General features: G+C 64.2%; 17 protein-coding genes and 1 other RNA gene. 15 read left to right on the top strand and 3 right to left on the bottom strand.

The features are described 5' to 3' along the window. The 3 genes from ppk2 to QX034_RS19100 all read left to right on the top strand — a co-directional run bounded on the left by ppk2 (window position 1) and on the right by QX034_RS19100 (window position 3,143). Window positions 1-813: a polyphosphate kinase 2 gene (gene ppk2, locus QX034_RS19090; protein WP_315700971.1), complete on the top strand. Its 813-nt coding sequence runs from the start codon at window positions 1-3 to the stop codon at window positions 811-813. Window positions 814-1,204: 391 nt separating this feature from the next. After that, entirely contained in the window at window positions 1,205-2,143 is a 939-nt protein-coding gene (locus QX034_RS19095) for a hypothetical protein (protein ID WP_315700970.1), read from the top strand. Window positions 2,144-2,465: 322 nt separating this feature from the next. Next, complete coding sequence (locus QX034_RS19100) at window positions 2,466-3,143, top strand: HAD hydrolase-like protein (RefSeq protein ID WP_315700969.1); 678 nt, start codon at window positions 2,466-2,468, stop codon at window positions 3,141-3,143. 1,744 nt (window positions 3,144-4,887) lie between these two features. Here QX034_RS19100 and QX034_RS19105 read toward each other — a convergent pair. Then, a complete protein-coding gene (locus QX034_RS19105) occupies window positions 4,888-5,520 on the bottom strand; it encodes a TetR/AcrR family transcriptional regulator (RefSeq protein ID WP_315700968.1) in 633 nt (210 codons plus the stop codon). A gap of 187 nt (window positions 5,521-5,707) precedes the next feature. On the opposite strand from QX034_RS19105, the gene QX034_RS19110 reads away from it, so the two are divergent. The 3 genes from QX034_RS19110 (at window position 5,708) to QX034_RS19120 (ending at window position 11,025) form a co-directional block, all read left to right on the top strand. Continuing rightward, on the top strand, window positions 5,708-7,039 hold the full coding sequence (locus QX034_RS19110; protein ID WP_315700967.1) for an HlyD family secretion protein: 1,332 nt from the start codon (window positions 5,708-5,710) through the stop codon (window positions 7,037-7,039). A 265-nt stretch (window positions 7,040-7,304) separates the two neighbouring features. Continuing rightward, on the top strand, window positions 7,305-8,897 hold the full coding sequence (locus QX034_RS19115) for a DHA2 family efflux MFS transporter permease subunit (protein WP_315762763.1): 1,593 nt from the start codon (window positions 7,305-7,307) through the stop codon (window positions 8,895-8,897). Between the two features lie 310 nt (window positions 8,898-9,207). After that, window positions 9,208-11,025: an ABC transporter ATP-binding protein gene (locus QX034_RS19120; RefSeq protein WP_315767044.1), complete on the top strand. Its 1,818-nt coding sequence runs from the start codon at window positions 9,208-9,210 to the stop codon at window positions 11,023-11,025. A 70-nt stretch (window positions 11,026-11,095) separates the two neighbouring features. On the opposite strand, the gene rnpB is transcribed toward QX034_RS19120, so the two are convergent. Beyond that, window positions 11,096-11,530, bottom strand: an RNA gene (gene rnpB / locus QX034_RS19125) — RNase P RNA component class A. A gap of 137 nt (window positions 11,531-11,667) precedes the next feature. On the opposite strand from rnpB, the gene QX034_RS19130 reads away from it, so the two are divergent. After that, a complete protein-coding gene (locus QX034_RS19130; RefSeq protein WP_315700964.1) occupies window positions 11,668-12,018 on the top strand; it encodes a YciI family protein in 351 nt (116 codons plus the stop codon). A gap of 130 nt (window positions 12,019-12,148) precedes the next feature. Then, complete coding sequence (locus tag QX034_RS19135) at window positions 12,149-13,396, top strand: RNA polymerase sigma factor (protein ID WP_315767046.1); 1,248 nt, start codon at window positions 12,149-12,151, stop codon at window positions 13,394-13,396. 4 nt (window positions 13,397-13,400) lie between these two features. On the opposite strand, the gene QX034_RS19140 is transcribed toward QX034_RS19135, so the two are convergent. Further along, window positions 13,401-14,243 (bottom strand): N-acetylmuramoyl-L-alanine amidase, encoded by an 843-nt coding sequence (locus tag QX034_RS19140; RefSeq protein ID WP_315700963.1) that lies wholly within the window; start codon window positions 14,241-14,243, stop codon window positions 13,401-13,403. A 522-nt stretch (window positions 14,244-14,765) separates the two neighbouring features. Between QX034_RS19140 and rsmH the strand changes: the two genes are divergently transcribed. The 7 genes from rsmH (at window position 14,766) to murD (ending at window position 23,553) form a co-directional block, all read left to right on the top strand. Beyond that, the gene (gene rsmH, locus QX034_RS19145; RefSeq protein ID WP_315762759.1) at window positions 14,766-15,761 is read left to right on the top strand and encodes a 16S rRNA (cytosine(1402)-N(4))-methyltransferase RsmH; all 996 of its coding nucleotides are present in this window, start codon (window positions 14,766-14,768) and stop codon (window positions 15,759-15,761) included. Window positions 15,762-15,764: 3 nt separating this feature from the next. Next, window positions 15,765-16,160 (top strand): hypothetical protein, encoded by a 396-nt coding sequence (locus QX034_RS19150; protein WP_315700961.1) that lies wholly within the window; start codon window positions 15,765-15,767, stop codon window positions 16,158-16,160. Beyond that, on the top strand, window positions 16,157-17,932 hold the full coding sequence (locus tag QX034_RS19155) for a penicillin-binding protein 2 (RefSeq protein ID WP_315700960.1): 1,776 nt from the start codon (window positions 16,157-16,159) through the stop codon (window positions 17,930-17,932). The genes QX034_RS19150 and QX034_RS19155 overlap by 4 nt, the downstream gene beginning before the upstream one ends. A gap of 48 nt (window positions 17,933-17,980) precedes the next feature. Beyond that, window positions 17,981-19,459, top strand: a complete 1,479-nt coding sequence (locus tag QX034_RS19160; protein ID WP_315767047.1) for a UDP-N-acetylmuramoyl-L-alanyl-D-glutamate--2,6-diaminopimelate ligase — start codon at window positions 17,981-17,983, stop codon at window positions 19,457-19,459. Next, window positions 19,456-20,835 carry a UDP-N-acetylmuramoyl-tripeptide--D-alanyl-D-alanine ligase gene (gene murF, locus QX034_RS19165; protein ID WP_316195684.1) on the top strand — a complete coding sequence of 460 codons (1,380 nt, stop codon included), beginning with the start codon at window positions 19,456-19,458 and terminating at the stop codon, window positions 20,833-20,835. Before QX034_RS19160 ends, murF begins: the two co-directional genes overlap by 4 nt. Window positions 20,836-21,044: 209 nt before the next feature. Further along, entirely contained in the window at window positions 21,045-22,151 is a 1,107-nt protein-coding gene (mraY, locus tag QX034_RS19170; RefSeq protein ID WP_315700958.1) for a phospho-N-acetylmuramoyl-pentapeptide-transferase, read from the top strand. Window position 22,152: 1 nt separating this feature from the next. Next, on the top strand, window positions 22,153-23,553 hold the full coding sequence (gene murD, locus QX034_RS19175; RefSeq protein ID WP_315700957.1) for a UDP-N-acetylmuramoyl-L-alanine--D-glutamate ligase: 1,401 nt from the start codon (window positions 22,153-22,155) through the stop codon (window positions 23,551-23,553). Window positions 23,554-23,654 lie beyond the last annotated feature (101 nt).

Here is a 23,654-nt window from a genome sequence, read left to right on the forward strand (position 1 = left end):
ATGGCAAGACGGCAGACGGACATCCAGGCGCCGACGAAGATGAAGCGGAAGGCCTATGAAACGGCGCTGCGCAAGCTTCAGATCGAGCTGTGCTATCTGCAGGATTGGATCAAGCTCAAGGGGCTGCGCGTCATCATCGTGTTCGAGGGCCGCGACGCCGCCGGCAAGGGCGGTGCCATCAAGGCGATCACGGAGCGTGTCAGTCCGCGGGTGTTTCGGGTCGTCGCGCTTCCGGCCCCATCGGACCGGGAGAAGACGCAGCTGTTCATGCAACGTTACATCGAGCACTTTCCCGCCGCCGGCGAGATCGTGATCTTCGACCGCAGCTGGTATAACCGCGCCGGCGTGGAGTACGTCATGGGCTTCTGCACGTCCACGGAGCACGACCGGTTTCTCGCGCTCTGCCCCGCAGTGGAGAAGTACATCACCGACGGCGGCATCATTCTCATCAAGCTGTGGCTCGAGGTTGGCATGAGGGAGCAGGAGCGCCGCTTCATGGCCCGGATCGACGATCCGTTGCGGCAGTGGAAGCTGAGCCCGATGGACCTCGAATCGTACCGGCGATGGTATGACTATTCGCGGGCGCGCGACCAGATGCTCAAGGCCACGCATTCGATGCATGCGCCGTGGCACGTCGTCCACTCCGACGACAAGAAGAGCGCACGCCTCAATTGCATTTCACATATCCTGAATTCGATTCCGTTCAGTCGCGTGAAGCACGACAAGGTCAAGCTGCCGAAGCGCACGACCAAGGGCCGGTACGACGATCAGGCGTCCCTGCGCGATCTGGGGTTCGGTGCCGAGCCCGGCTGAAAGCCGGACACCGTCACGCGCAGAGACGCCAACGTTGTGCGCATCATGATGCGGATGAGCGCGCCGATTCCAGGGCATCGACCTTTCATCCGGCGCAGGATGAGAGCCCAACCGGAGCCCGAGCCGTCACGAGCCAGATCGCTGCATTCGGCTTCACTCCATCAGCTCTCCATCGTACGCCACCCAGACGCGTGATTTGCATATCTCACGATGGAAGGATCTATTAACTACGTCTTGCGGTATCATGATAGAACACACGTAAAGATTGCTTTTCTCCTCCATTTTTGAGTATCACCGTACCGGTTAGAAAGAGCGAGATTGCGCGCGCTCTCCGGAGCGTGATTGCGCAGAATATCAATTTTAACGTGTTTAGTTAAATAGAAGCAACCAGATGAATGTGCCTGCCCTCGTGATTGCAGCAGGCGTCGGCGCAGCGTTCTTCGCTGCGGGCTGCAGGTGGTACTACCAGCCCGACGTGATCAACCCGGCTGTTCTGAAGAGCACCTTCTCGACAGAACACATGAGAGCTCGCGCGGCGGTTCGACGGGTGCTGATCGATCCGGATTCTGCGCAATTCAACGGATTGCGTTCGGTCGAGGCGGATGCTGCGAAATACGTTTGTGGTGCGGTCAAAGCACGCGACAAAGACGGAAGCTTCGCCGATGTCGCCTTTGCCTATGCCGTGTCGCTCGACTTTGCCTACATCGACGATGACGGACGGCTGACGCACCAGCGCTCTTCGTTCAGACCCTGCCCGGCGACCGCGGAGGAAAAGGCAGGCAAGCCGGATGTGGCGATATCACCCGGAGCGATGTCGATGGTGAAGGCCGTCCAGAAGATCACTCCTCCCAAGGCTGATCCTTCGACGCTATCGACCCTGGCAACGCTGGCCCCCTCAGCCGGCGGCACGTCGAGTGGCGATACCATGGAGCAGCAGATCGGCCAGCTGGCTGGACGGACGGCAATGGCCGCGGACCAGGTGACTGGGCAGCAGCCGCATTCGACCGAGCAGGCCGGCGGCGGCAACGCCGTTGACTGGCGAGTCGATCAGCCTCCGCTCGCTTGGCCCACTTTCCCGTCGGCCCATCCTTTGGCCAAGCCGACCCGGAAGCGGACCACGTCCGAGGCACTGGCTTTGGCGGAAGATGTCGAGGATCGCTGGCACCGATCGGAGGCCGCCAGAGATACGACCAAGCGGCCTTCAGCGGAAGAAATCCATGAAGCCTGCAGAGCCTTGCTTACGATCGATACCTTGGACACGGAATATCGAAAGGCATGGGCGTCCTTTGTGCGACTTCAAGGAATGCATCGACAGATAGCCGCGAATTGAATCCGCACTCCCGCCATCCTGGCCCAAAACAACTAGGGAAGCGCGGGGGGCACTCTCATCGCCCACAGGCTCGGAATGTCGAGCCAGCCTGGGAGGAGCCCGGACGCTTCCGACGCCAGCTTGCAGTTGCGTCGACTGCCGCATCGGCCACCGAGATGGTAGCTTGTAGCCCTCATGAGCGAAGCGACATGCGGGGGCAGAGTCCCGGATCTTGCTTCCTTCATCAGGGCTACGCCGCTGGTCCAAAACGGACACTTTCCCCCGACGCCGGCGCGGATCAAATAGCCGTTTACCGGTCTCTGGCTGATCGCTATCTTCGGTCATGTCCGCGACCCACGCCGTTCTTCTAGACCTCGACGGTACTCTGATCGATTCGCAGCCCGGCATTGTCGCAAGCTGCCTGGCTGCGCTGCGCGCGCTCGGCCACGAGCCGGACGAAGCGCTCGATGTGAAGCGCTTCATTGGACCGCCGCTTCAGGACGTCATGCAGGTCTTGCTGCAGTCCTATGGAGATGATCGGGTTGACGAGGCGGTGCTCGCCTTTCGTCAGCACTACGGCGAAAGCGGTCTGCTCGGCAGCGAGTCGTATCCGGGAATTGGCCGTGCCCTTCAGCAATTGCGAGAAGTCGGATTGCGTCTCCTTCTGGCGACGTCAAAGCGCGAAGCTTTCGCGCGTCGCATCCTGCAGCACCTGGAATTGGCTGCATGCTTCGACGGCATCTACGGCTCGGTGCCGAGCGGAGAGCTGGATCATAAGCCGGAGCTGCTCGCGCACATCCTATCCGAACAGAGGATTCCGGCCTCGCGCTGCCTGATGATCGGAGACCGCCGCTACGACATCGCCGGCGCTCATGCAGTCGGGATGCGCAGCCTCGGTGTGCTTTGGGGGTATGGCAGCCGAGACGAGCTTGAAACCGCCGGAGCGGACCGGCTGGTGGAACAGGCCTCGGATCTGCCTTCCGCCGTTCTGTCAATGCTGACTAAGCATAGCCCTGGCTAAGGCCGGTTCTGACCTGCTGAATGACGACGAGCATCGATGCTCAGCGGCGTGACCATGGAATTTGGCGGCTGGCTTCCACGTCTCCCCCTGGAAAGCCGAAGGTGTTTGACGAGGTCTCACTGTTCACAGGCCGCCCTGATCGACGTGAACAGCGAGTAGCCCGCATGAGCGCAGCGACATGCGAGGTCAAAGTCCCGGATATCGCTTCGCTCATCCAGGCTACACGGCTGAGCAAGCCTCATGACCGATAGCCGGGGCATGTCGAAGCGGTTTTGCTGCGCGAGGTGCTTGGCGCCTAACCTAAGCTGATACGATTTTTGAGGTCCGGCTTCCGGACGAGAAGGGGTATCAGCCACGATACACATCGCTGCGCGGCGTCTAGTGCGTCAATTGATGAAGCGTAGGTCGCATCGGAATAGAACTGAACGGGCGTCCATCGGCCGCCATCTTCAACGTCCCGTCTGAATTCCTCAAATCCGTAGCTGCGGTCTGCCCTGCAGAAGAAATCCACGCACCTGTCGTGCTCCGAATTCTCGACGCTGACGAAGACCGTCCACGAGCTATCGATACGTCTCGACATCGGCTTCTCTCGTCTTTTTCCAAACCCGCCGCTGCGCGCCTCATAGGCCGCCCAACAGGTGAGATCAACCGCCGGCTTTGTAGTCTTTCATCTGTAGACGGACGAGAACCATGTGAAGTGACCGCAAATGTCTCCCTGCCGAAGACGCCCGCGACGTGAGAGCGATAGGTCCGCAATCACCGATGGTGGGTCGGATGGCCCTCGACAGCGGATAGCCCCGCGGCCCCCGGTGCGCACCTTCGAGGAGATGGCGGTCGAGCAGAGCGTCGATCCCGCCAGCCGAAATCGCGCGAAGGCCGCAGAGTCGCGTCCCAAAACGCGTGCGCCGAAACGCGAAGTTCGCCAGCAGTTTCAACGCGACTCCGCCTGTCCAGTCCTTCCGCTAAAAATATTCATATTTCTCTTTTTCAGAAATTGTGCTTGTCTATGGCCATCCCGCCTCATGCAAGGGGCGTACGCGCGGTCGTCACGATACGTGGAGTGCGGGAATGCGGTGGACGTCTCGAGCTGCAGCGTGATCTTTCACGCCGACGAACGGCCCGATGCGTACGGTCAAGTCGTGTGGTCCTGGCATCCCGGTGCTGATGCCTGCGCAATGCGCTTCGCGCATTGTCGCGACGCGATGATGCTTCGCATCACGCGGACAGGGGCAAGAAAGCCGGTCCCTGAGGAGAGCACGAAGCAGCCGTTAAGACCATCGCGCGGGGAAGGCCGGGATGTCTCGGCCGATCCTGTGGTGACTGCCGCCTGCTTTTCTTTCTGCAGGCGGGCCATGGGGGCGGCGAGCTCCCGGCCTTCCCTGCACCCTCTGCCTTTTCGAGGGTGATCGATCTGCAAGGCTCGGGCGCATGAGCGTCGCGAGAAGGAGAGCGCGTGTCTGTTGACGTCCACGATGCCCGTGGCGCAATCCCCGGCGTCATTGTCCGCCGCAGGGTCTCGCCTTCGGCTTACCCGAGGGCAGGCTCCAGCGGACGGTCTCGTACTCCGCGCTCCGCCGGCTCAATCACTGCGGTCCCTAGAGTACGTCGTCGTCCGGTCACGTCTTCGCCAAGGCCTCGACGAGGCTACAGGTTCATGGCACGCCGAAGCGTCAGCGAAGGCGGCAAGCCGAACGACGACAGCGAGGTAACCGAGCGGCAGCGCCCACGCCGCTCTGTCCGGCCGCTACCCTTTCACTCCATACGCCGCCAGGAACATCCTGACGGCGCTGGCGACCACTTCGCGGATGCGTTCGGAGGAGGGCGCCGGCGCGGCCTGGAAGATGAAGGGCAGGAACAGGGTGGCCTGGCACATCAGCTGGAATTGCGAGGCGGCAAGCTGGCAGTCGTCAATGGCGAGCTCGCCGGCTTTCACACGGCCGTCGAGATAGGCGGCGAGGCGGTTGATGGTGCCCTCCAGCACGCGGTCGTAATAGCGCCGGCCGACATCCGGCATCCGCTCGGCGATCGCCATCACCGTGCGGATGGCCGAGCCGCCGCCGGGGCGGCAGATCAGCGCGAGGTACGCCTCGCCGAAGCCGGCGAGATTGGCGGAAACGTCGCGCGAAAGGTCGAACCTGAACAAAAGAGAGGTGCGCGTCTCCTCCTCGACGATGGCCTGGAACAGCGCGTATTTGTCGGTGAAATAGACATAGAGCGTGCCCTTGGACACGCCGGCGGAACGCGCGATCTCCCCCATGCTGGCGCCGTCGAACCCGAGATCCATGAACACCTTGCGGGCGCCTTCGAGGATCTGGCGCCGCTTCGAGGTCTCTTCCTCGCCATGGGCCTGGACGGTGTCTGGGTGGGCTTCAATCATTGGTTCAGCGTCTTGGCAAAGATTCTGTCGGACGAAAAGGTCAGGGAAGGATGTGACCGCCTAGTTTGCACGTGCGAATGGATATATTGACCGAACCGTTCGGTCAATGCTATTGATTGGCAACGGGCCGGATGCCGGCCCAGGTGATGGTTTCGTGATCGCTCATGCGATCGTTCAGGGGTGTCTTATGGCCGTAGCGAGAGATCAGGCCGCACGAGTGCGCCGTCCGGAGCCGGAGGAGGCGACGGGCTCGGCCGCGCGCGAGAGCGCCGGGCTGGGTGAACAGCTGCGCGGCCATGTCGGTGACGAGGCCAAGCGCCGCGGACTGGAGACCTCGAACGAGGCGCCCGCCGGCACCCCGCCGGCAGCCACTCCGCCCGCCGACGAGCCGCCCGCAGCCACGGAAGCCGCCGCATCGGCGCCGCCGAAATCCGGCAAGCGCAAGCGGGTGATGATGGGCGTCGGCCTTCTGCTCGCGCTGGCGGCCGCCGGATATGGCGTGCATTATTATCTGGTCGGCCGCTTCTTTGTTTCGACCGACGACGCCTATGTCCGCGCCAACAACACCATGCTGGGAGCGCGCGTGTCCGGCCACATCGTCGAGATCCTGCCGCGCGACAACGCGGTGGTGAGGAAGGGCGACGTGATCTTCCGGATCGATGACGGCGATTACCGGATCGCCGTCGATGCCGCCCGTACCAAGATCGGAACGCAGGAGGCGACGATCGCCCGCATCGGCCGCCAGGTCGCGGCCCAGCAGAGCGCGGTCGAGCAGGCGCAGGCCAATCTTGCCTCGGCGGAAGCCGGGCAGAAGCGGGCCGATCTCGACTATGATCGCCAGCAGGCGCTGAGCACCAAGGGTTTCGCCTCGCACGCGGTCTTCGAACAGTCCGAGGCCGCCCGCGCCCAGGGTGTGGCGGCAGTGAAGGCGGCAGTGGCCGCCTACGATGCCGCGCGCGACAATGTCGAGGTGACCAAGGCACAGCAGGTCGAGGCGCAGGCGCAGCTTGCGGAATTGAAGACGTCGCTGGCGAAAGCCGAGCGCGATCTCGATTTCGCGACTGTGCGCGCGCCGGTCGACGGCACCTTCTCCAACCGTCTGGTCAACACCGGTGATTTCGTCGCGGTCGGCCAGCGGCTCGGCAATGTCGTGCCGCTCGAGGACGTCTATATCGACGCCAATTTCAAGGAGACGCAGCTAAGGCGCATCCGTCCCGGCCAGCCGGTGACGATCAAGGTCGATGCCTACGGCTCGCGCAAGTTCAAGGGCACGGTCGACAGCATCTCGCCGGCCGCCGGCTCGGTGTTCACGCTGCTGCCGCCGGACAATGCGACCGGCAATTTCACCAAGATCGTGCAGCGGCTGCCGGTGCGCATCCGCGTGCCGAAGGCGGTGGCGCGGCAGAATCTCCTGCGCGCGGGCATGTCTGTCTACGTCACCGTCGACAGCACGGATGGAGCCAAGGATGCCGACAGCGAGGAGGACCTGGACTCGCCGATGATGATCCATCCGCAGTGACGCGGCCGCTTTCGACTCATGGTCACGACGCGTTCGAACGCGCATGACTGATTTCTTGTGAGATGCTGCAGCATCGGAAGTGAGCTCCCTCCCCCCTTTGCGGGGGAGGGTTGGGAAGGGGGGTACTCCAAGCGAGACTGCAGTTGTGGACCCCCACCCCCGACCCCTCAGAGCGAGCTTTGCTCGTCTTGGCCCCGCAAGGGGGAGGGGAGCAGAGCGGAAGATGCGGCGGCGTTGAGGTTCCTCTCGACAACCGAACACACCCATGGCCAACGCGACGACAGCCAACCCAACCATGATCGAAGCGCCGGGCGCCGCGTCCGACTACGTGGCGCCGCGACGGTTGTTCGCGTTCCTGATCATGGTGTTCGGGATGTTCATGTCGATCCTGGACATCCAGATCGTCTCGGCTTCGCTGACGGAGATCCAGGCCGGGCTGTCTGCGAGCTCGAGCGAAGTCTCCTGGGTGCAGACCGCCTATCTGATCGCGGAAGTGATCGCGATTCCGCTGTCCGGCTTCTTGTCGCGCGCGTTCGGCACGCGGCTGCTGTTTGCGATCTCGGCGGCCGGCTTCACCCTGTCGAGCTTTTTGTGCGGCTTCGCCTCCAGCATCGAAGAGATGATCCTGTGGCGTGCGCTGCAGGGCTTCCTCGGCGCCGGCATGATCCCGACCGTGTTCGCCTCGGCCTATACGGTGTTTCCGCGTTCGAAATTCTACATCGTCGGTCCCATCATCGGCCTGGTCGCGACCTTGGCGCCGACCATAGGTCCGACCATCGGCGGTTACATCACCGATGCGATGTCCTGGCATTGGCTGTTCTTCATCAACATCCCGCCGGGCATCCTCATCACAATCGGCGTCCTGGCGCTGGTCGATTTCGACGAGCCGCATTTCGAGTTGCTCGACCATTTCGACTGGTGGGGCCTCTTGTTCATGGGCGGCTTCCTCGGCTCGCTCGAATATGTGCTGGAGGAGGGGCCGCAATATGAATGGATCCAGGACACCAGTGTCGCCGTCTGCGCCGCGATCTGTATCGTCTCGGCAGTGGCGTTTTTCTGGCGCGTGCTGACGGCGCGGGTGCCGATCGTCGACCTCTACGCGTTCGGCAATCGCAATTTCGCGGTCGGCTGCCTGCTGCAGTTCTGCATCGGCATCGGGCTCTATGGGCTCACCTACATCTATCCGCGCTATCTCGCGGAAGTGCGCGGCTACAGCGCGATGATGATCGGCGAGACGATGTTCGTCTCCGGCGTCACCATGTTCCTGATGGCGCCGATCGTGGGGCGGCTGATGCAGCGCTTCGACATGCGCTACATCATCGCCTTCGGCCTCGTCGTGTTCGCGATGGGCTCCTATCAGATGACCGGCATCACCCGCGACTACGATTTCTGGGAGCTGTTCCTGCCGCAGGTCTTGCGCGGCATCGGCATGATGTGCGCGATGGTGCCGACCAACAATATTGCGCTCGGCACGCTGCCGCCGGAGCGCGTCAAGAACGCCTCCGGCCTGTTCAACCTGATGCGCAATCTCGGCGGCGCGGTCGGGCTCGCCGTCATCAACGAGGTGCTGAACGACCGCACCGACCTGCACATCAGCCGGCTGCATGACCGCGTCACCTGGGGCAATGCCGCCGCGGTCGAGACCTTGAACATGCTGCAGCAGCGGCTGCAGGGCATGGGCGATTCCACCGTGATGGCGATGAAGCAGCTGTCGCAGATCGTGCATCGCCAGGCCGTGGTGATGGGCTATGGCGATGCGTTTTTCATGCTGACCCTGTTCTATATCGGCCTCAGCCTGACCGTGATGCTGTTGAACAAGCCGAGCTCGCCGATGGCCGCTGTGGGCGGGGATCACTGACTGCGCACGCGCATGTGATGCATGCGTGTTGCCAAATCATACCGCCGCGTATATAGAACGATCATTGTCGCTCGAACCGGGGAGATTTGCATGGATATGTCGCATCTGCAGATCACATGCCCGCGTCCGAAGCTTGCGCCGGGGTCCCGCTCTTTTCGTTGAGCGCTGCCGACACCCGCTACGACTGCTAGCGCGGTCGCCGCACTTCCCACTAAGTCACTGATATTACGCCTGACGCTTGCGCGGCCTGCCGCGCGCGCTGGCATTGAACTGGAGCCGATCCGCGCGACACGCGTGGCCGGATGATGCCATGACCATTGAAGTCACTAAGTCGAAAGCCAAGGAGCGACCCGCCGCCATCCGCGTCGTGATGCCGTTCGTATTCCGGCACTGGCTGAAGCAGCCAGGCATGACGCTCGGCATCGGCGCGGCTTTGCTCGCCGCCACCGTCGCCGACCTGTTCATGCCGGTGTTCTCCGGCAAGCTGGTCGACGCACTGACGCTCGGCCCGGCCGATGCGGCCGCGCGCGATGCCGCGCTGACGGCGTTCGGCGCGATCGTCGCACTCGGCTTCGTGTCGATCGTGCTGCGGCTTGCCGGGCTGCAGCTGATCGTGCCCTTCACCTTGCGCCTCATGTCGGATGTGGCGCGCGACGCCTTCGTGCGCGTGCAGCGCTTCTCGACCGATTGGCACGCCAACAGCTTCGCCGGCTCGACCGTGCGCAAGATCACCCGCGGCATGTGGGCGCTCGATCTCTACAACGACACCATCCTGCTGGCGCTGTTGCCGTCGCTCGCGGTGCTGCTGGGTTCGATGGTGCTGCTCGGCCTGCATTGGACGTCGCTGGGGGCGGTGATCGCGCTTGGCGCCGTGCTGTATGTCACGATGACGGTCGTGTTCTCGACCCGCTACATCGCGCCGGCTGCGCGCGTCTCCAACGCCTGGGACACCAAGGTCGGCGGCACGTTGGCCGATGCGATCAGCTGCAACGCGGTGGTGAAGTCGTTCGGCGCCGAAGCGCGAGAGGATGTCAGGCTGGCCCGGGTGATCAGCCGCTGGCGCAAGCGCGTCAATCGCACCTGGCTGCGCTACAACACCACGGCTGCCGTGCAGCTGTTCGTGCTGCTGTGCTTGCGTGCCTCGGTGATCGGCGGCTCGGTGCTGCTGTGGATCGCGGGCCACGCCTCGCCGGGCGACGTCACCTACGTGCTCACCAGCTACTACGTGATCCACGCTTACCTGCGCGATGTCGGAATGCACATCAACAACCTGCAGCGCGCGGTCAACGACATGGACGAGCTGGTGGCGATTCATGACGAGCCGATCGGCATCGTCGATGCCGCGGCTGCCAGGCCGATCCGGGTCACGGGCGGGCATATCGTGTTCGACGAGGTCACGTTCCACTATGGCGGCCATCGTGCGCCGCTGTATGAGCGGCTGTCGGTCGACATTCGTCCCGGCGAGCGTGTCGGGCTGGTCGGCCGGTCTGGCTCCGGCAAGACCACTTTCGTCAAGCTGCTGCAGCGACTGTACGACGTCAGCGGCGGGCGGATCCTGATCGATGGTCAGGATATCGCACTCGCGACGCAGGAGTCGCTGCGCAGCCAGATCGCGATCGTGCAGCAGGAGCCGATCCTGTTTCACCGCTCGCTGGCCGAGAACATCGCCTATGCCCGTCCCGGGGCGAGCCAAGCGGCGATCGAGCAGGCGGCGAAGCTCGCCAACGCGCATGACTTTATCATGCGGCTGCCCAAGGATTACGGCACCCTGGTCGGCGAGCGCGGCGTGAAACTGTCCGGCGGCGAGCGGCAGCGCGTGGCGCTGGCGCGCGCCTTCCTGGCGGACGCGCCGGTCTTGATCCTGGACGAGGCGACCTCGAGCCTGGATTCGGAATCGGAGGCGCTGATCCAGGAAGCGATGGAACGGCTGATGAAGGGACGAACCGCGATCGTGATCGCGCACCGGCTTGCCACCGTGCGCAGCCTTGATCGGATCCTGGTGTTCGACCGCGGCAGGATCGTCGAGCAGGGCAATCATGCTGCGCTGGTCGGACGGCCGGACGGGCTCTATCGCGGACTGTTCGAGCGGCAGGCCATCGAGATCGGCAAGCTCGAAGCGGCTGTATGAGAGGCGGCTATATGAACAGATTGGAAATGGCGAGGGGTCCGGCGCTTATCGCGCCGAACCCCTCATTGAACATATCAGCCGGCCTGTAAGCCGGGTTTTGTAGGGCACCGTCGCATTTGCATGCGGCGATACGTGACGGCCATTCCTCTGGGATCGCGCTTGCGCGCGACCTCGGGCAACCTACCCGGACGGCGAGCCTGACATCGCTCCCACGGGCGTTATCGCTTGCGCGAAGGGCCCGCGTTGCCGTCCCTATTCGGTCTTGCTCCCGGTGGGGTTTACCATGCCGGTTCCGTTACCGGACCCGCGGTGCGCTCTTACCGCACCTTTTCACCCTTACCGCGCCGAAGCCCGGATGGGCGAAGGCGAGGCGGTTCGTTCTCTGTGGCACTGTCCCTGGGGTCGCCCCCGCCGGACGTTATCCGGCACCGCATGTCGATGGAGCCCGGACTTTCCTCCCCGGCGGCCTTTCGGCACCTGCCGGAGCGGCCGTCCGGCCGACTGACCCGCTCTGCATGGGGGTTTGCGCGCCGCCCGTCAAGTCGCCAGCTTTCGTCCAGAATATTTTATCCTGCGTTGTCGTTTCCAGCGTTGGCCGTTCGACAGGATGTCGGCAATCCAGCCGATCACAAGGAGCAAGCCATGCAGTATCTGCTGATGATCTATCAGAACGAGGTCGAATATGCGAAGCGGGATCCGGCCGAAGCCGAGAAGACGCTCGCCGAATATCAGGCCTTCACCCAGTCCATCATCCAGAACGGCAACTTCAAGGCCGGTGACCGGCTGCGGCCGACGACGACCGCGACCACCGTGCGCGTTCGCGATGGCAAGATCCTGACCACCGACGGTCCGTTTGCCGAGACCCGCGAGCAGCTCGGCGGCTACTACCTGATCGAGGCCAAGGATCTCGATGAGGCAATCGGCATCGCCGCTCGGATTCCCAGTGCGCGTTTCGGTTCGATCGAGGTCCGGCCGATCTGGGTGTATAATTAGCCAGCTCTCTCCGTCGTCATTCCGGCTGCGCCGTTAGCTGCAGACCCGGAATCCATGCTCCCGATCGTGGTTATGGGTTCCAGGCTCGTCCTTTGGACGCCGGAATGACGAATGCTGAAGGCGTACGCGTATGACTCCAGCAGCTTTTGAAAAGATATTCCGCGACGAGTCCGGCCGTGCGCTCGCGACGCTGATCCGGCTGGTCGGCGATTTCGATCTCGCCGAGGACGCCTTGCAGGATGCATTCGCCGCGGCGATCGAGAATTGGCGCGGCGGCGAACTGCCAGCCAATCCGCGGGCATGGCTGGTCAATGTCGGCCGCAACAAGGCGATCGATCGCATCCGTCGCAGAAACGTCTTCCGCGACAAGCAGCAGCAATTGGTGCTCGCGATTGAGCTCGATGCGGCAGCAGTCGAGGAGCTGGCCGATCCGCAGCAGATCGACGACGACATGCTGCGACTGATCTTCACCTGCTGCCACCCGTCTTTCGCGCCCGAAGTCCAGATCGCGCTCACCCTACGCACGGTCTGTGGGCTGACGACCGGCGAGGTCGCGCGGGCGTTCCTGGTCGGCGAGGAGGCGATGGCGCAGCGGCTGGTCCGTGCCAAGCAGAAGATCCGGCTGGCCGGCATTCCCTATGAGGTGCCTGGGCGCGAGGCGCTGGAGGAGCGCCTCAACGGCGTGCTCGCCGTCATCTATCTCGTGTTCACCGAAGGATATGTTGCGACCTCGGGTGACGATTTGATGCGGCCCAGTCTCGCGCGCGAGGCGATCCGGCTCGCAGGTCTGCTCGATTGTCTGTTGCCGGCGAGGGGCGAGATCAAGGGGCTGTTGGCCTTGATGCTGTTGCATGATGCGCGCCGGGCGGGGCGTGCGACCTCGTCGGGCGATATCGTGTTGCTGGAGGAACAAGATCGGAGCCTTTGGGATCGCGGGCAGATCGAGGAGGGCTTGCAGCTGGTCGATGAGGCTCTCAATATCAAGGGCCGGCCACATGCCTATCTCGTACAGGCTGCGATTGCCGCGCTTCACGCCCGCGCGCCCAGTTACGACGCGACGGATTGGCCGCAGATCGCAGGCCTCTACGAGGTGTTGCTGCGCATCGCGCCGTCGCCGGTCGTCGAGCTCAACCATGCGGCGGCGGTTTCGATGGTCGACGGACCGGCGCGAGCGCTGGCGCTGGTCGACGCTCTCGCCGCGCGCGGTGGATTGAAGGATTACGACCTTGTGCCCGCCGTTCGCGCCGACTTGTTGCGTCGCCTGAACCGGCGGGACGAGGCGCGCGGCGCTTATCTCGCCGCGTCCGCCGCCACGCAACTTGCGCCGCTCAAGCGGCTTTATGCGCGCCGGCTCGCCGAGCTGAGTGCAGAGGATTGATTCGTCACCGCGCCACGACCTCGGTCGGCAGGCTCGTCAGCAGGGCGCCCAGGGTCAGCAATGTCGAATGGTCGGCGATGCCATCGACACGTTCGGGACGGAAATGGCGTTGGAACGCCGTCACCACTTCCAGGGTCGGGCCGTCGAACTTGCCGCTGATCGGCACGCCGTAGCCATATTTGGCGAGGGCCTTCTGCAGGTCGCGCACGTCGTCGCCGATGCTCCCGAGCTTGAGCGATGCGCCGCGCGTGATCGGTGCCGGCTGCACCCAGTGCCCGACGCCGGAATTGGCCAGCGAATGCCATGGGAATTTCTCGCCGGGGTCCTTCTTCCGCGCAGGCGCGACGTCGGAATGGCCAAGCACGCGATGCGGCGGAATGTTCCGGCGCAGCATGATGCCGCGGCAAAGCGCGATCACGGCCGCGATCTGCCGTGACGGAAAATCCGGGTAGCCCCATTCATGGCCGCGGTTGGCGATCTCGATGCCGATCGAGCAGGAATTGATATCCTCCTCGCCGGCCCAGGACGCGACGCCAGCGTGCCAGGCACGCTTGGCTTCCGGCACGGACTGGATGATCCGGCCGTCTTCCAGCACGATGTAATGTGCGGAAACGTCGGTGCCGGCCGTGCACAGTTTGGTGATCGCAGCCTCCACATCGGGCATCCCGGTGTAGTGCAACAGGATCATATCGGGTTGGCGGATGTCGTTGCGCTCGCCAAAATTAGGCGAGGGGACGACATCGGAGGCAATCGACGAATCCGGCGTGAACGGTTCCACACCTTCGCTGCCCTTTGGAATCGGCAGTGCCGGCTTTGAATCGGACTTGTCGGGTGGGGCAGGCGGCATGGAGCGACTCAAAGCAAGATTTCGGCGGACGGCCATAGCTCAAATCCGATGGAGCCTGCCACTATTCCTTTGCATGCACCACTCGCGATCGAACTTGCATGCATGGCCTGCGCCAAGCCGGCAATGCCGTCCGCGCATTGACAATCGGCATTGACAATCCCGTGGCTCGATGCAGTCCGCCTCAAATCCGCCCGAGATCGTCAACGGTTTCTTAACGCTAACGGTCGTTACTCAGGGGTGATGGGCCGATCAGGTCGAAAGGTCGGCAAGTGGCAATGATTGACGTTCCTGCACGCGAAGGAAGGATAGTTCGAGGTGTGGGGAACACCGGATTCCGGGCGATTGGACCTCATTCGCGCGTGCGTGGCCTTTCGAAGGTCGCAGGCGTGGCGGGGATGCCGCTCGGTGCACGGCGCTGCCTGGCAGCTTGACGCGTGGACTTGGCGCGAGGATCGAGGGCGCGATGAACTCGCTGCCGACCAATGGCTGTATGTCTCGCCGCTTCCTGACCGGAGCCGGCCGATGAGCGCGGCTGGCCAGCGCCATATCTCCGTGCTCGGGCCCGAGGCGGTCGAGATGCTGTCGCCGCGCGAGGGGGGCGTCTATGTCGACGCCACCTTCGGGGCCGGTGGCTACAGCCGGCTGCTTTTGTCGGTGGCGGGAACCGAAGTGATCGGCATCGATCGCGACCGTACCGCGATTGCCGGTGGTGCTGCGCTGGTCGGAGAAGCCGCGGGGCGGCTGACGCTGGTCGAAGGCCGCTTTTCGCAGCTCGCCGAGATCTGTGCGGCGCAAGGGCGCGATGCCGTTGACGGCATCGTCATGGATGTCGGCGTCTCCTCGATGCAGCTCGATGAGGCGGGGCGCGGCTTCTCGTTCCGGTCCGATGGCCCACTCGACATGCGCATGGGCAGTGACGGGCCGACTGCGGCGGATGTCGTCGCGCGCGGCTCGGAGCGCGACCTCGCAGACGTCATCTACATCTTCGGCGAGGAGCGGCATTCGCGCGCCGTGGCCCGTGCCATCGTGGCCGCGCGCAAGGACCAGCCGATCACGACGACCCGGCAGCTCGCCGACATTGTCGCGCGCGTGGTGCGCAGCAAGCCCGGCGAGATTCATCCGGCGACGCGAACCTTTCAGGCGCTTCGTATCTTGGTCAATGAGGAGCTCGACGAACTGCAGCTCGCGCTGTCGGCTGCCGAGCGCGTGCTGAAGCCTGGCGGCCGGCTTGCCGTGGTCTCGTTCCATTCGCTGGAAGACCGGATCGTCAAGACTTTCCTGGCCGAGCGCAGCAAGACCGGCGGCGGCTCGCGGCATCTGCCGGAAGTCGCGCAGATCGCGCCGAGCTTTCACCTGCTCACGCGCCGCCCCATGACGCCGGGGGACGCCGAGATCTCCGCCAATCCGCGGGCGCGCTCGGCGAAGCTGCGCGCCGCCGAGCGCACCGCTGCGCCCGCCCATCGCGCGGCGGATCTGCCGTCTTGGCCGCGGCTCGCCGACGTGATGAGGGGAGGCTGAGCCATGCGTCTCATCCACCTGCTCGTGATCGGCGCGCTGATCTTCGCTGCGGCCTATGTCTACCGGATCAAGATGGATTCGACGGCGCGGGTCGAACGCGTGCTGCAGCTGCGCGCCGAGATCCGCGAGCAGCGCGAGGCCATCGCGGTGCTGCGGGCCGAATGGGCCAAGCTCGATGCGCCGCTTCGGCTGCAAGGGCTGGTCGAGCGGCATCTGCCGCTCAAGCCGCTCAACGCGAACCAATATGACAACCTGAAAAACCTTCCCGAGCGGCCGCCGAGGTTCGCCCGGCCGAACAATCCGGACCCGATCGGCTCCATGATCGATGCGATCGACTCCGCCAATCAGGACGACCCCGCCGTGACGAGTTCGGTGCCTCATCCGGAGGACCAGCAATGACCAATCCAGCAAACCGTGCTCTGGTGCCGCAGGGGCGGGTCAACAAGGAGCGGACGAAGGAGCCCTGGCATCAGCGGCTGGTGCGCACGCTGCTTTACGGACGCAATGTCGATCGCGCGGCGAAGGCCCGCGCACGCGTTGGTCTTGCCATGATCGCCTTCGCCGCGGTCTATGCTATCATCGGCGGACGACTCGTGATGTTTGCGCTCGGTGCCGATGGTCCGAATTCGCGCCGCGCCGCGCAGCAGGACGCAGTCGCCACCGCGAGGCCCGACATTGTCGACCGCAACGGCGAGGTGCTGGCGACCGACGTCAAGACGCCGAGCCTGTTCGGCGAGCCGCGTCGGCTGATCGACAAGGACGAGGCGATCGAGCTTCTGACCGCGACCTTGCCCGATCTCGACACCGCCGAGGTGCGCGACCGGCTGTCGTCCAAGAAGGGGTTTGTCTGGCTCAAGCGCGAGATCACGCCCCAGCAGCAATTCGAGATTCACAAGCTGGGCATTCCCGGCATCGGCTTCCTGCGCGAGAACAAGCGCGTCTATCCGACCGGCAACGAGGTCGCCCATGTGATCGGCCTCGTCAACATCGACAATCAGGGCATCGCCGGAATGGAGAAATGGCTGGACAATCAGGGCCTGGCCGACCTTCATCGCGCGGGCTTCGCGACCGACCGGCTGCAGCGTCCGATCGAATTGTCCGTCGATCTGCGCGTCGAGCACGCGTTGCGCGATGAGTTGCTCAAGGCGAAGGACAAGTTCCATGCCAAGGCAGCCTCCGGCATTGTCGCCAACGTGAACACCGGCGAGATCGTCGCGATGGTGTCGCTGCCGGATTTCGATCCGAATAGTCCGAAGGAGGCGCACGACCCAGACCGCATCAACCGCCTGACCACCGGCGTCTATGAAATGGGCTCGACTTTCAAGGCCTTTACGCTGGCGATGGCGCTCGATACCGGAAAATACGGCCTGGATTCGATGTGGGATGCGCGCGGGCCGCTGCATTACGGCAAGTTCACGATCCATGACGACGAGCCGAAGGGTCGCTTCCTCAGCATGAAGGAGGTGTTCTATTTCTCCTCCAACGTCGGTGCGGCGCGCATCGCGCTGTCGCAAGGCGTGGACGCGCATAAGGCGTTCCTGCGCAAGATGGGACAGCTCGACCGCCTGCGCACCGAGCTGCCCGAGAGCGCGTCGCCGCTCGTTCCAAAGCGCTGGGGCGACTTGAACACGATCACGATCGCCTTCGGTCACGGTATGGCGGTGGCGCCGTTGCAGGCCGTGATGGGCGTGAGTGCGCTCGCCAATGGCGGGCTGCTGATTCCGCCGACCTTCCTGAAGCGCAGCGAGGAAGAGGCGCGCGCGATCGCCAAGCGCGTGATCAAGCCGGAGACCTCGGAGAAGATGCGCTACCTGATGCGCCTGAACGCCGAGGTGGGCACCGCGCGCAAGGCCGACGTCAAGGGCTATTATATCGGCGGCAAGACCGGCACCGCGGAGAAGGTCATCAACGGCCGCTATGCCAAGAAAAAGGTGCTGACCGCCTTCACCGCCATCATCCCGGCCGACAAGCCGCGCTATCAGCTTTTGATCATGCTCGACGAGCCGCAGCCGCTGAAGGAGACTTACGGCTTCATCACCTCCGGCTGGAACGCGGTGCCGACGGCCGGCAACGTGATTTCCCGGATCGGGCCGCTGCTCGGCATCGAGCCGCGGTTCGATCTGCCGCCGTCCGACCGTCAAATTCTTGCGGCATCGCGGCTGACGCAGTAAGCCTGACTTGAAGGCGCCGCAGGTTCCGCGGCGCTGCATGGGATGACGATGAAACTTGGCGACCTCCTGGGTGACGAGACGCGGCTCGATCCGCGCGTCGCTGCGACCGATGTCACCGGGCTTGCCGTCGACAGCCGCGTGGTCAAGCCGGGAAATCTGTTTTTCGCGCTGGCCGGCGCCAAGACGGATGGTGCGCGCTTCGTCGACGCGGCCGTCGCTGCCGGCGCCGTCGCTGTCGCGGGCGAGCATGCGCCCTCCGGCGAGCTTGCCGTTCCGTTTGTCGTGCTGCCGAATGCGCGGCGTGCGCTGGCGCTGGCCGCCGCGCGCTTCTTTCCCGCGCAACCGTCCACGATCGCAGCTGTCACCGGCACCAGCGGCAAGACCTCGGTTGCCGCCTTCACGCGGCAGATCTGGCAGCGGCTCGGCCATTCCTCAGCGAGTATCGGCACCATCGGCCTCGTCTCGGACAAACGTACGGTCTATGGCTCGTTGACGACGCCCGATCCGATCGCACTGCATCGTCAGCTCGATGAGATCGCGCACGGTGGTGTCACCCATCTCGCTTTCGAGGCGTCGTCGCACGGGCTCGATCAATATCGGCTCGACGGCGTGCGCATCGCGGCCGGCGGCTTCACCAACCTGTCCCGCGATCATATGGACTACCATCCTGACGTCGCGCATTACCTCAATGCCAAGCTCCGCCTGTTCCGGGATCTGATTCCGACCGGCGGCGCCGCGGTGATCTCGGCCGACCACGACTGCTCGCAACAGGTGATCGACGCGGCGAAAGCCCGTGGTCTGCGCGTGATGACGGTGGGCGCCAAGGGCGACGGGGCGGGCGAGGGCATCCGGCTGGTGAGTGCTGCGATCGAAGGTTTCGCGCAAGCACTTGCGATCGAGCATCGCGGCCGCATTCATAACATCCGCCTTCCGCTGGTCGGCGCTTTCCAGATCGAGAATGCGCTGGTTGCCGCCGGGCTTGCGATCGGCACTGGCAGTGATGCTGATGCCGTGTTCGACGCGCTCACCACTCTTGAAGGCGCCAAAGGCCGGCTCGAACTGGTCGGCGAACGTAACGGCGCGCCGATTTTCATCGACTATGCGCACAAGCCCGACGCGCTGGCGAAGGCGCTGCAGGCGCTGCGGCCCTACGCGAAGCGCAGGCTGGTCGTCGTATTCGGCGCCGGCGGCGACCGCGATACTGGCAAGCGGCCATTGATGGGCGCGATCGCGACCGAGAATGCTGACAGCATCATCGTCACCGACGACAATCCGCGCAGCGAAGATCCCGCGGCAATCCGCGCGGCGATCCTGGCGAAAGCTACGGAAGCGCGCGAGATCGGCGATCGTGCCGAGGCAATCCGCGTGGCGGTCGACGGACTTGAACAGGGTGATGCGCTCGTCGTCGCCGGCAAGGGCCACGAGACCGGCCAGATCATCGGCGACAAGGTTCTGCACTTCAGCGATCACGAAGCGGTCGCCGAAGCGTTGGCAAGCCTCGGAACCCAAGCATCGAGGACGATATGACGAAGGCGCCGTTGTGGACCGTGGCCGAAGTGGCGCGCGCGCTGAATCTGGCCGGCGATTTCCCGGATACGCCGATCGATTTCGTCACCCAGGACAGCCGCGCCGTGAAGCCCGGCAGCCTGTTCGTGGCCTTGAGCGGCACGCCGAGCGGCGGCTTCATCTCGAGCTTTGCCTCGAGCCGCGACGGCTGGGAGTTTGCGGCGAATGCGCAACAGGCCGGTGCCGTCGCGATGATCGTGCCGCACGCCATCGACGGCATCAGCGTGCCGCAGCTGATCGTATCAGACACATTGATCGATGGATTGTGGCGGCTCGCACGCGCTGCGCGTGCCCGCTTTTCTGGACCGGTGATCGGGCTGACCGGCAGCGCCGGCAAGACCTCGACCAAGGAATTCATCGCCGCCTATCCGAACGCGTCGGCAAGTCCGTCCAGCTTCAATAATTTCTGGGGCGTGCCGCTGACGCTTTGCAACGCCGATCCGAGTGCGTCGGTGTGGGTGGTCGAGATGGGCATGAACCAGCGGGACGAGATCGCGCGGCTGACCGAGCTGACCCGGCCGACCGTCGCGCTCGTCGTCAATGTCCAGCCGGTGCATCTGGAGAAACTCGGCAGCCTGGAGGCGATCCGCAAGGAGAAGGTCTCGATTGCGCGCGGCCTTTCTGACGACGGGATTTTGGTGCTGCCCGCGCAGCTGTCCGCGCCGGAATGGAGCGGCAAGATGGTCCGCTTCGGCAAGGGCGGCGAGGTGCGTGAACTCTCGCATGCCCCGCGGGGCGAGAGTTGGGACGTCAGTGCAGAGGTGTGCGGCCGCAATGTTCAATTCACGCTCACCCCAGGTGCGCCGCATCGGGTGCAGAATGCCTTGGCCGCGCTTGCGTCAGTTGCGGCCGCCGGCCTCGACCCGGCGCGGCTTGCCGAAGAGCTCGGTGATGTCGGCATCATGACCGGGCGCGGCGTCGAGCAGACTGCCGGCGGCGTGGTGCTGATCGACGACAGTTTCAACGGCAATCCGGCGAGCATGGCCGCGGCATTGGACAGCCTGCAGGCGCGTCCCGTCGGTGGACGGCGGATCGCGGTGATCGGCGACATGCTGGAACTTGGCGCGGAAGCCCGGGCCTATCACGAAGGGCTGCTCCGCCATCTCACCGGCATCGACGGAGTCTACTGTGTGGGCCCTCTCATGCGCCACCTGTTCGAGATCCTGCCGGAGGACAAGCGGTTCGGCTGCCATGATGACCCGGTGACGCTCGATCCTGCGTCGGTTGCGGCGCTTCTGAAGCGCGGCGACGTCGTTGTCATCAAGGGCAGCAAGAAGATATTCTGGGTGAACAAGTTCGTTCCACGGCTTGCCGCGGCATTGCAAGCATCAGTCTGAGATCGGAGGGACTCGAAATAGGGCGAGATCGCGGCGCGTGCGCGTTGCTCTTCCCTTGCGTGAGCGGGGCAGGTATGCCCGCACAGGCACGAGCTGATTGCGACGATTCGCACGGAGGCCTCGTTCGTGGTTAAAGATTCCCCCAAACGTGGATTCGCGATAAGCGCCGCGGACCGGGCGGCCTCGGCGGGACGGCACAGGCGGACTGTATGTTTTACTGGTTGATCGACCTCACCAACACTTTCCCGAGCCTCGGGATGTTCCGCACCGCCCTGAACGTCTTCCGGTACATCACTTTCCGGACCGGCGGCGCGGTTGTGACCGGTGCACTGTTCGTGTTCCTGTTCGGACCCTGGATCATCGACCATCTCAGGCTGCGACAGGGCAAGGGCCAGCCGATCCGCACCGACGGTCCGCAGTCGCACATCATTTCCAAGAAGGGCACGCCCACCATGGGCGGGCTGATGATCCTGTCGGGGCTCGTGGTCTCGACGGTATTATGGGCCAACCCGCTCAACCCCTATGTCTGGATCGTGCTGGCGGTCACGCTCGGTTTCGGCTTCGTCGGTTTCTATGACGATTATCTGAAGGTGACCAAGCAGTCGCATTCGGGCTTCGCCGGCCGTTTCCGATTGTTGATCGAGGGGGCCATCGCGCTGGTAGCCTGCTATGCGCTGGTCCGGCTCGGTCGCGATCCGTCCTCAACCGGGCTCGCCATTCCCTTCTTCAAGGATCTAGTCATCAAGTTCGGCTGGTTCTACGTGCTCTTCGGCGCCTTCGTCATCGTGGGCGCCGGCAACTCGGTGAACCTCACTGACGGGCTCGATGGTCTTGCCATCGTGCCGGTGATGATCGCATCCGCCAGCTTCGGCCTGATCGCCTATCTCGCCGGCAATGCCGTGTTTTCCGAATATCTGCAGATCCATTATGTCGCCGGCACCGGCGAGCTCGCGGTGCTCTGCGGTGCGGTGCTCGGCGCGGGCCTGGGATTTCTCTGGTTCAACGCGCCGCCGGCCTCGATCTTCATGGGCGATACCGGCTCGCTTGCGCTGGGCGGGATGCTCGGGGCGGTCGCGGTCGCGGTGAAGCACGAGATCGTGCTGGCGGTGATCGGTGGGCTTTTCGTCCTGGAGGCGGTGTCGGTGATCGTGCAGGTGGTCTCGTTCAAGCTGACCGGCAAGCGCGTGTTCAAGATGGCGCCCATCCATCATCATTTCGAGCAGCTTGGCTGGACCGAGCCGCAGGTCGTGATCCGCTTCTGGATCATCTCGGTAATGCTGGCGCTCGTCGGCCTGTCCACGCTGAAGCTGCGCTAACATGATCCCCGTCACTTCCTTCGCCGGAAAAACGGTCGCCGTGTTCGGTCTCGGCGGCTCCGGGCTTGCGTCCTGTCACGCGCTGCGCGCCGGCGGCGCCGAAGTGATCGCTGGCGATGACGGCGCGGACCGGCTCGCAGAGGCCGCCAAAGCGGGCTTCGCCACCGCCGATTTGCGCAGCGTCTCCTGGGCGAATTTCGCCGCGCTGGTGCTCGCACCCGGTATCCCGCTCACCCATCCGGCGCCGCATTGGAGCGTGCTGAAAGCGCGTGAAGCCGGCATCGAGGTGATCGGCGATATCGAGCTGTTCTGCCGCGAGCGCAAGCGCCATGCGCCGGATGCGCCGTTCGTCGCCATCACCGGTACCAACGGCAAATCGACCACGACGGCGCTGATCGCGCATCTGATGCGGGTTGCCGGCTACGACACGCAGATGGGCGGCAATATCGGCACTGCCATCCTGTCGCTGGAGCCGCCCCGGATGGGCCGCGTGCATGTCATCGAGATGTCGTCCTATCAGATCGACCTGACGCCCTCGCTCGACCCGACCGTCGGTATTCTCATCAATGTCAGTGAGGATCACATCGACCGTCACGGCACGATCGAGAACTACGCCGCGGTGAAGGAGCGCCTGGTTGCGGGAGTGACATCGCAGGGCACAGCGATCGTCGGCGTGGATGACGGTTTCTCGCGCGCTGTCGCGGACCGGCTCGATCAGGCCGGCAAGCGCGTCGTGCGTGTCTCCGTGAAGAACCCGCTGCCTGACGGCATCTATGTCGAACGCGAGACAATCCTGCGCGCCGCGGGCGGTGCCCGCAACGAGGTCGCGCGGATCGGCGGCATCGGCTCGCTGCGGGGCCTGCACAACGCGCAGAATGCCGCTTGCGCAGCGGCCTGCGCACTCGCGCTCGGCGTGCGCGAGGATGTGTTGCAACAGGGCCTGCGCAGCTTCCCGGGCCTTGCGCATCGCATGGAGCAGGTCGGGCGTCGCGGTAATGTGCTGTTCGTCAACGACTCCAAGGGCACCAATGCCGATGCGGCCGCGCATGCGCTCTCGTCCTTCGCCGACATCTTCTGGATCGCCGGCGGCAAGCCCAAGGCTGGCGGCATCACCAGCCTCACCGGTTTGTTCCCGCGCATCCGAAAAGCCTATCTGATCGGGGAGGCCGCCGAGGAGTTCGCGAAGACACTTGGCCACGAGGTGCCGCATGCGATGTCCGGCACACTCGATGTTGCGGTGGCGCAGGCCGCCGCCGATGCCGAAGCCTCTGGGCTCAGGGATGCCGTGGTATTGCTGTCGCCGGCCTGCGCCTCGTTCGATCAGTTCCGCAATTTCGAGATCCGCGGGGCCAAGTTCCGCGAGCTGGTCCAGGCGCTGCCGGGCGTCACACCGGTGGTGTGAGGCCGCGGATACACTTTTCCACTGCATTTGCCCGTAACGACGGTCCATTGAGCAATTGGACTGCGATTCGACGGGGGCGCTCTTCGGTCTATGGGAGGCCA

Source organism: Bradyrhizobium sp. SZCCHNR3119 (genome assembly GCF_032487775.1).
Classification (GTDB): Bacteria; Pseudomonadota; Alphaproteobacteria; order Rhizobiales; family Xanthobacteraceae; genus Bradyrhizobium.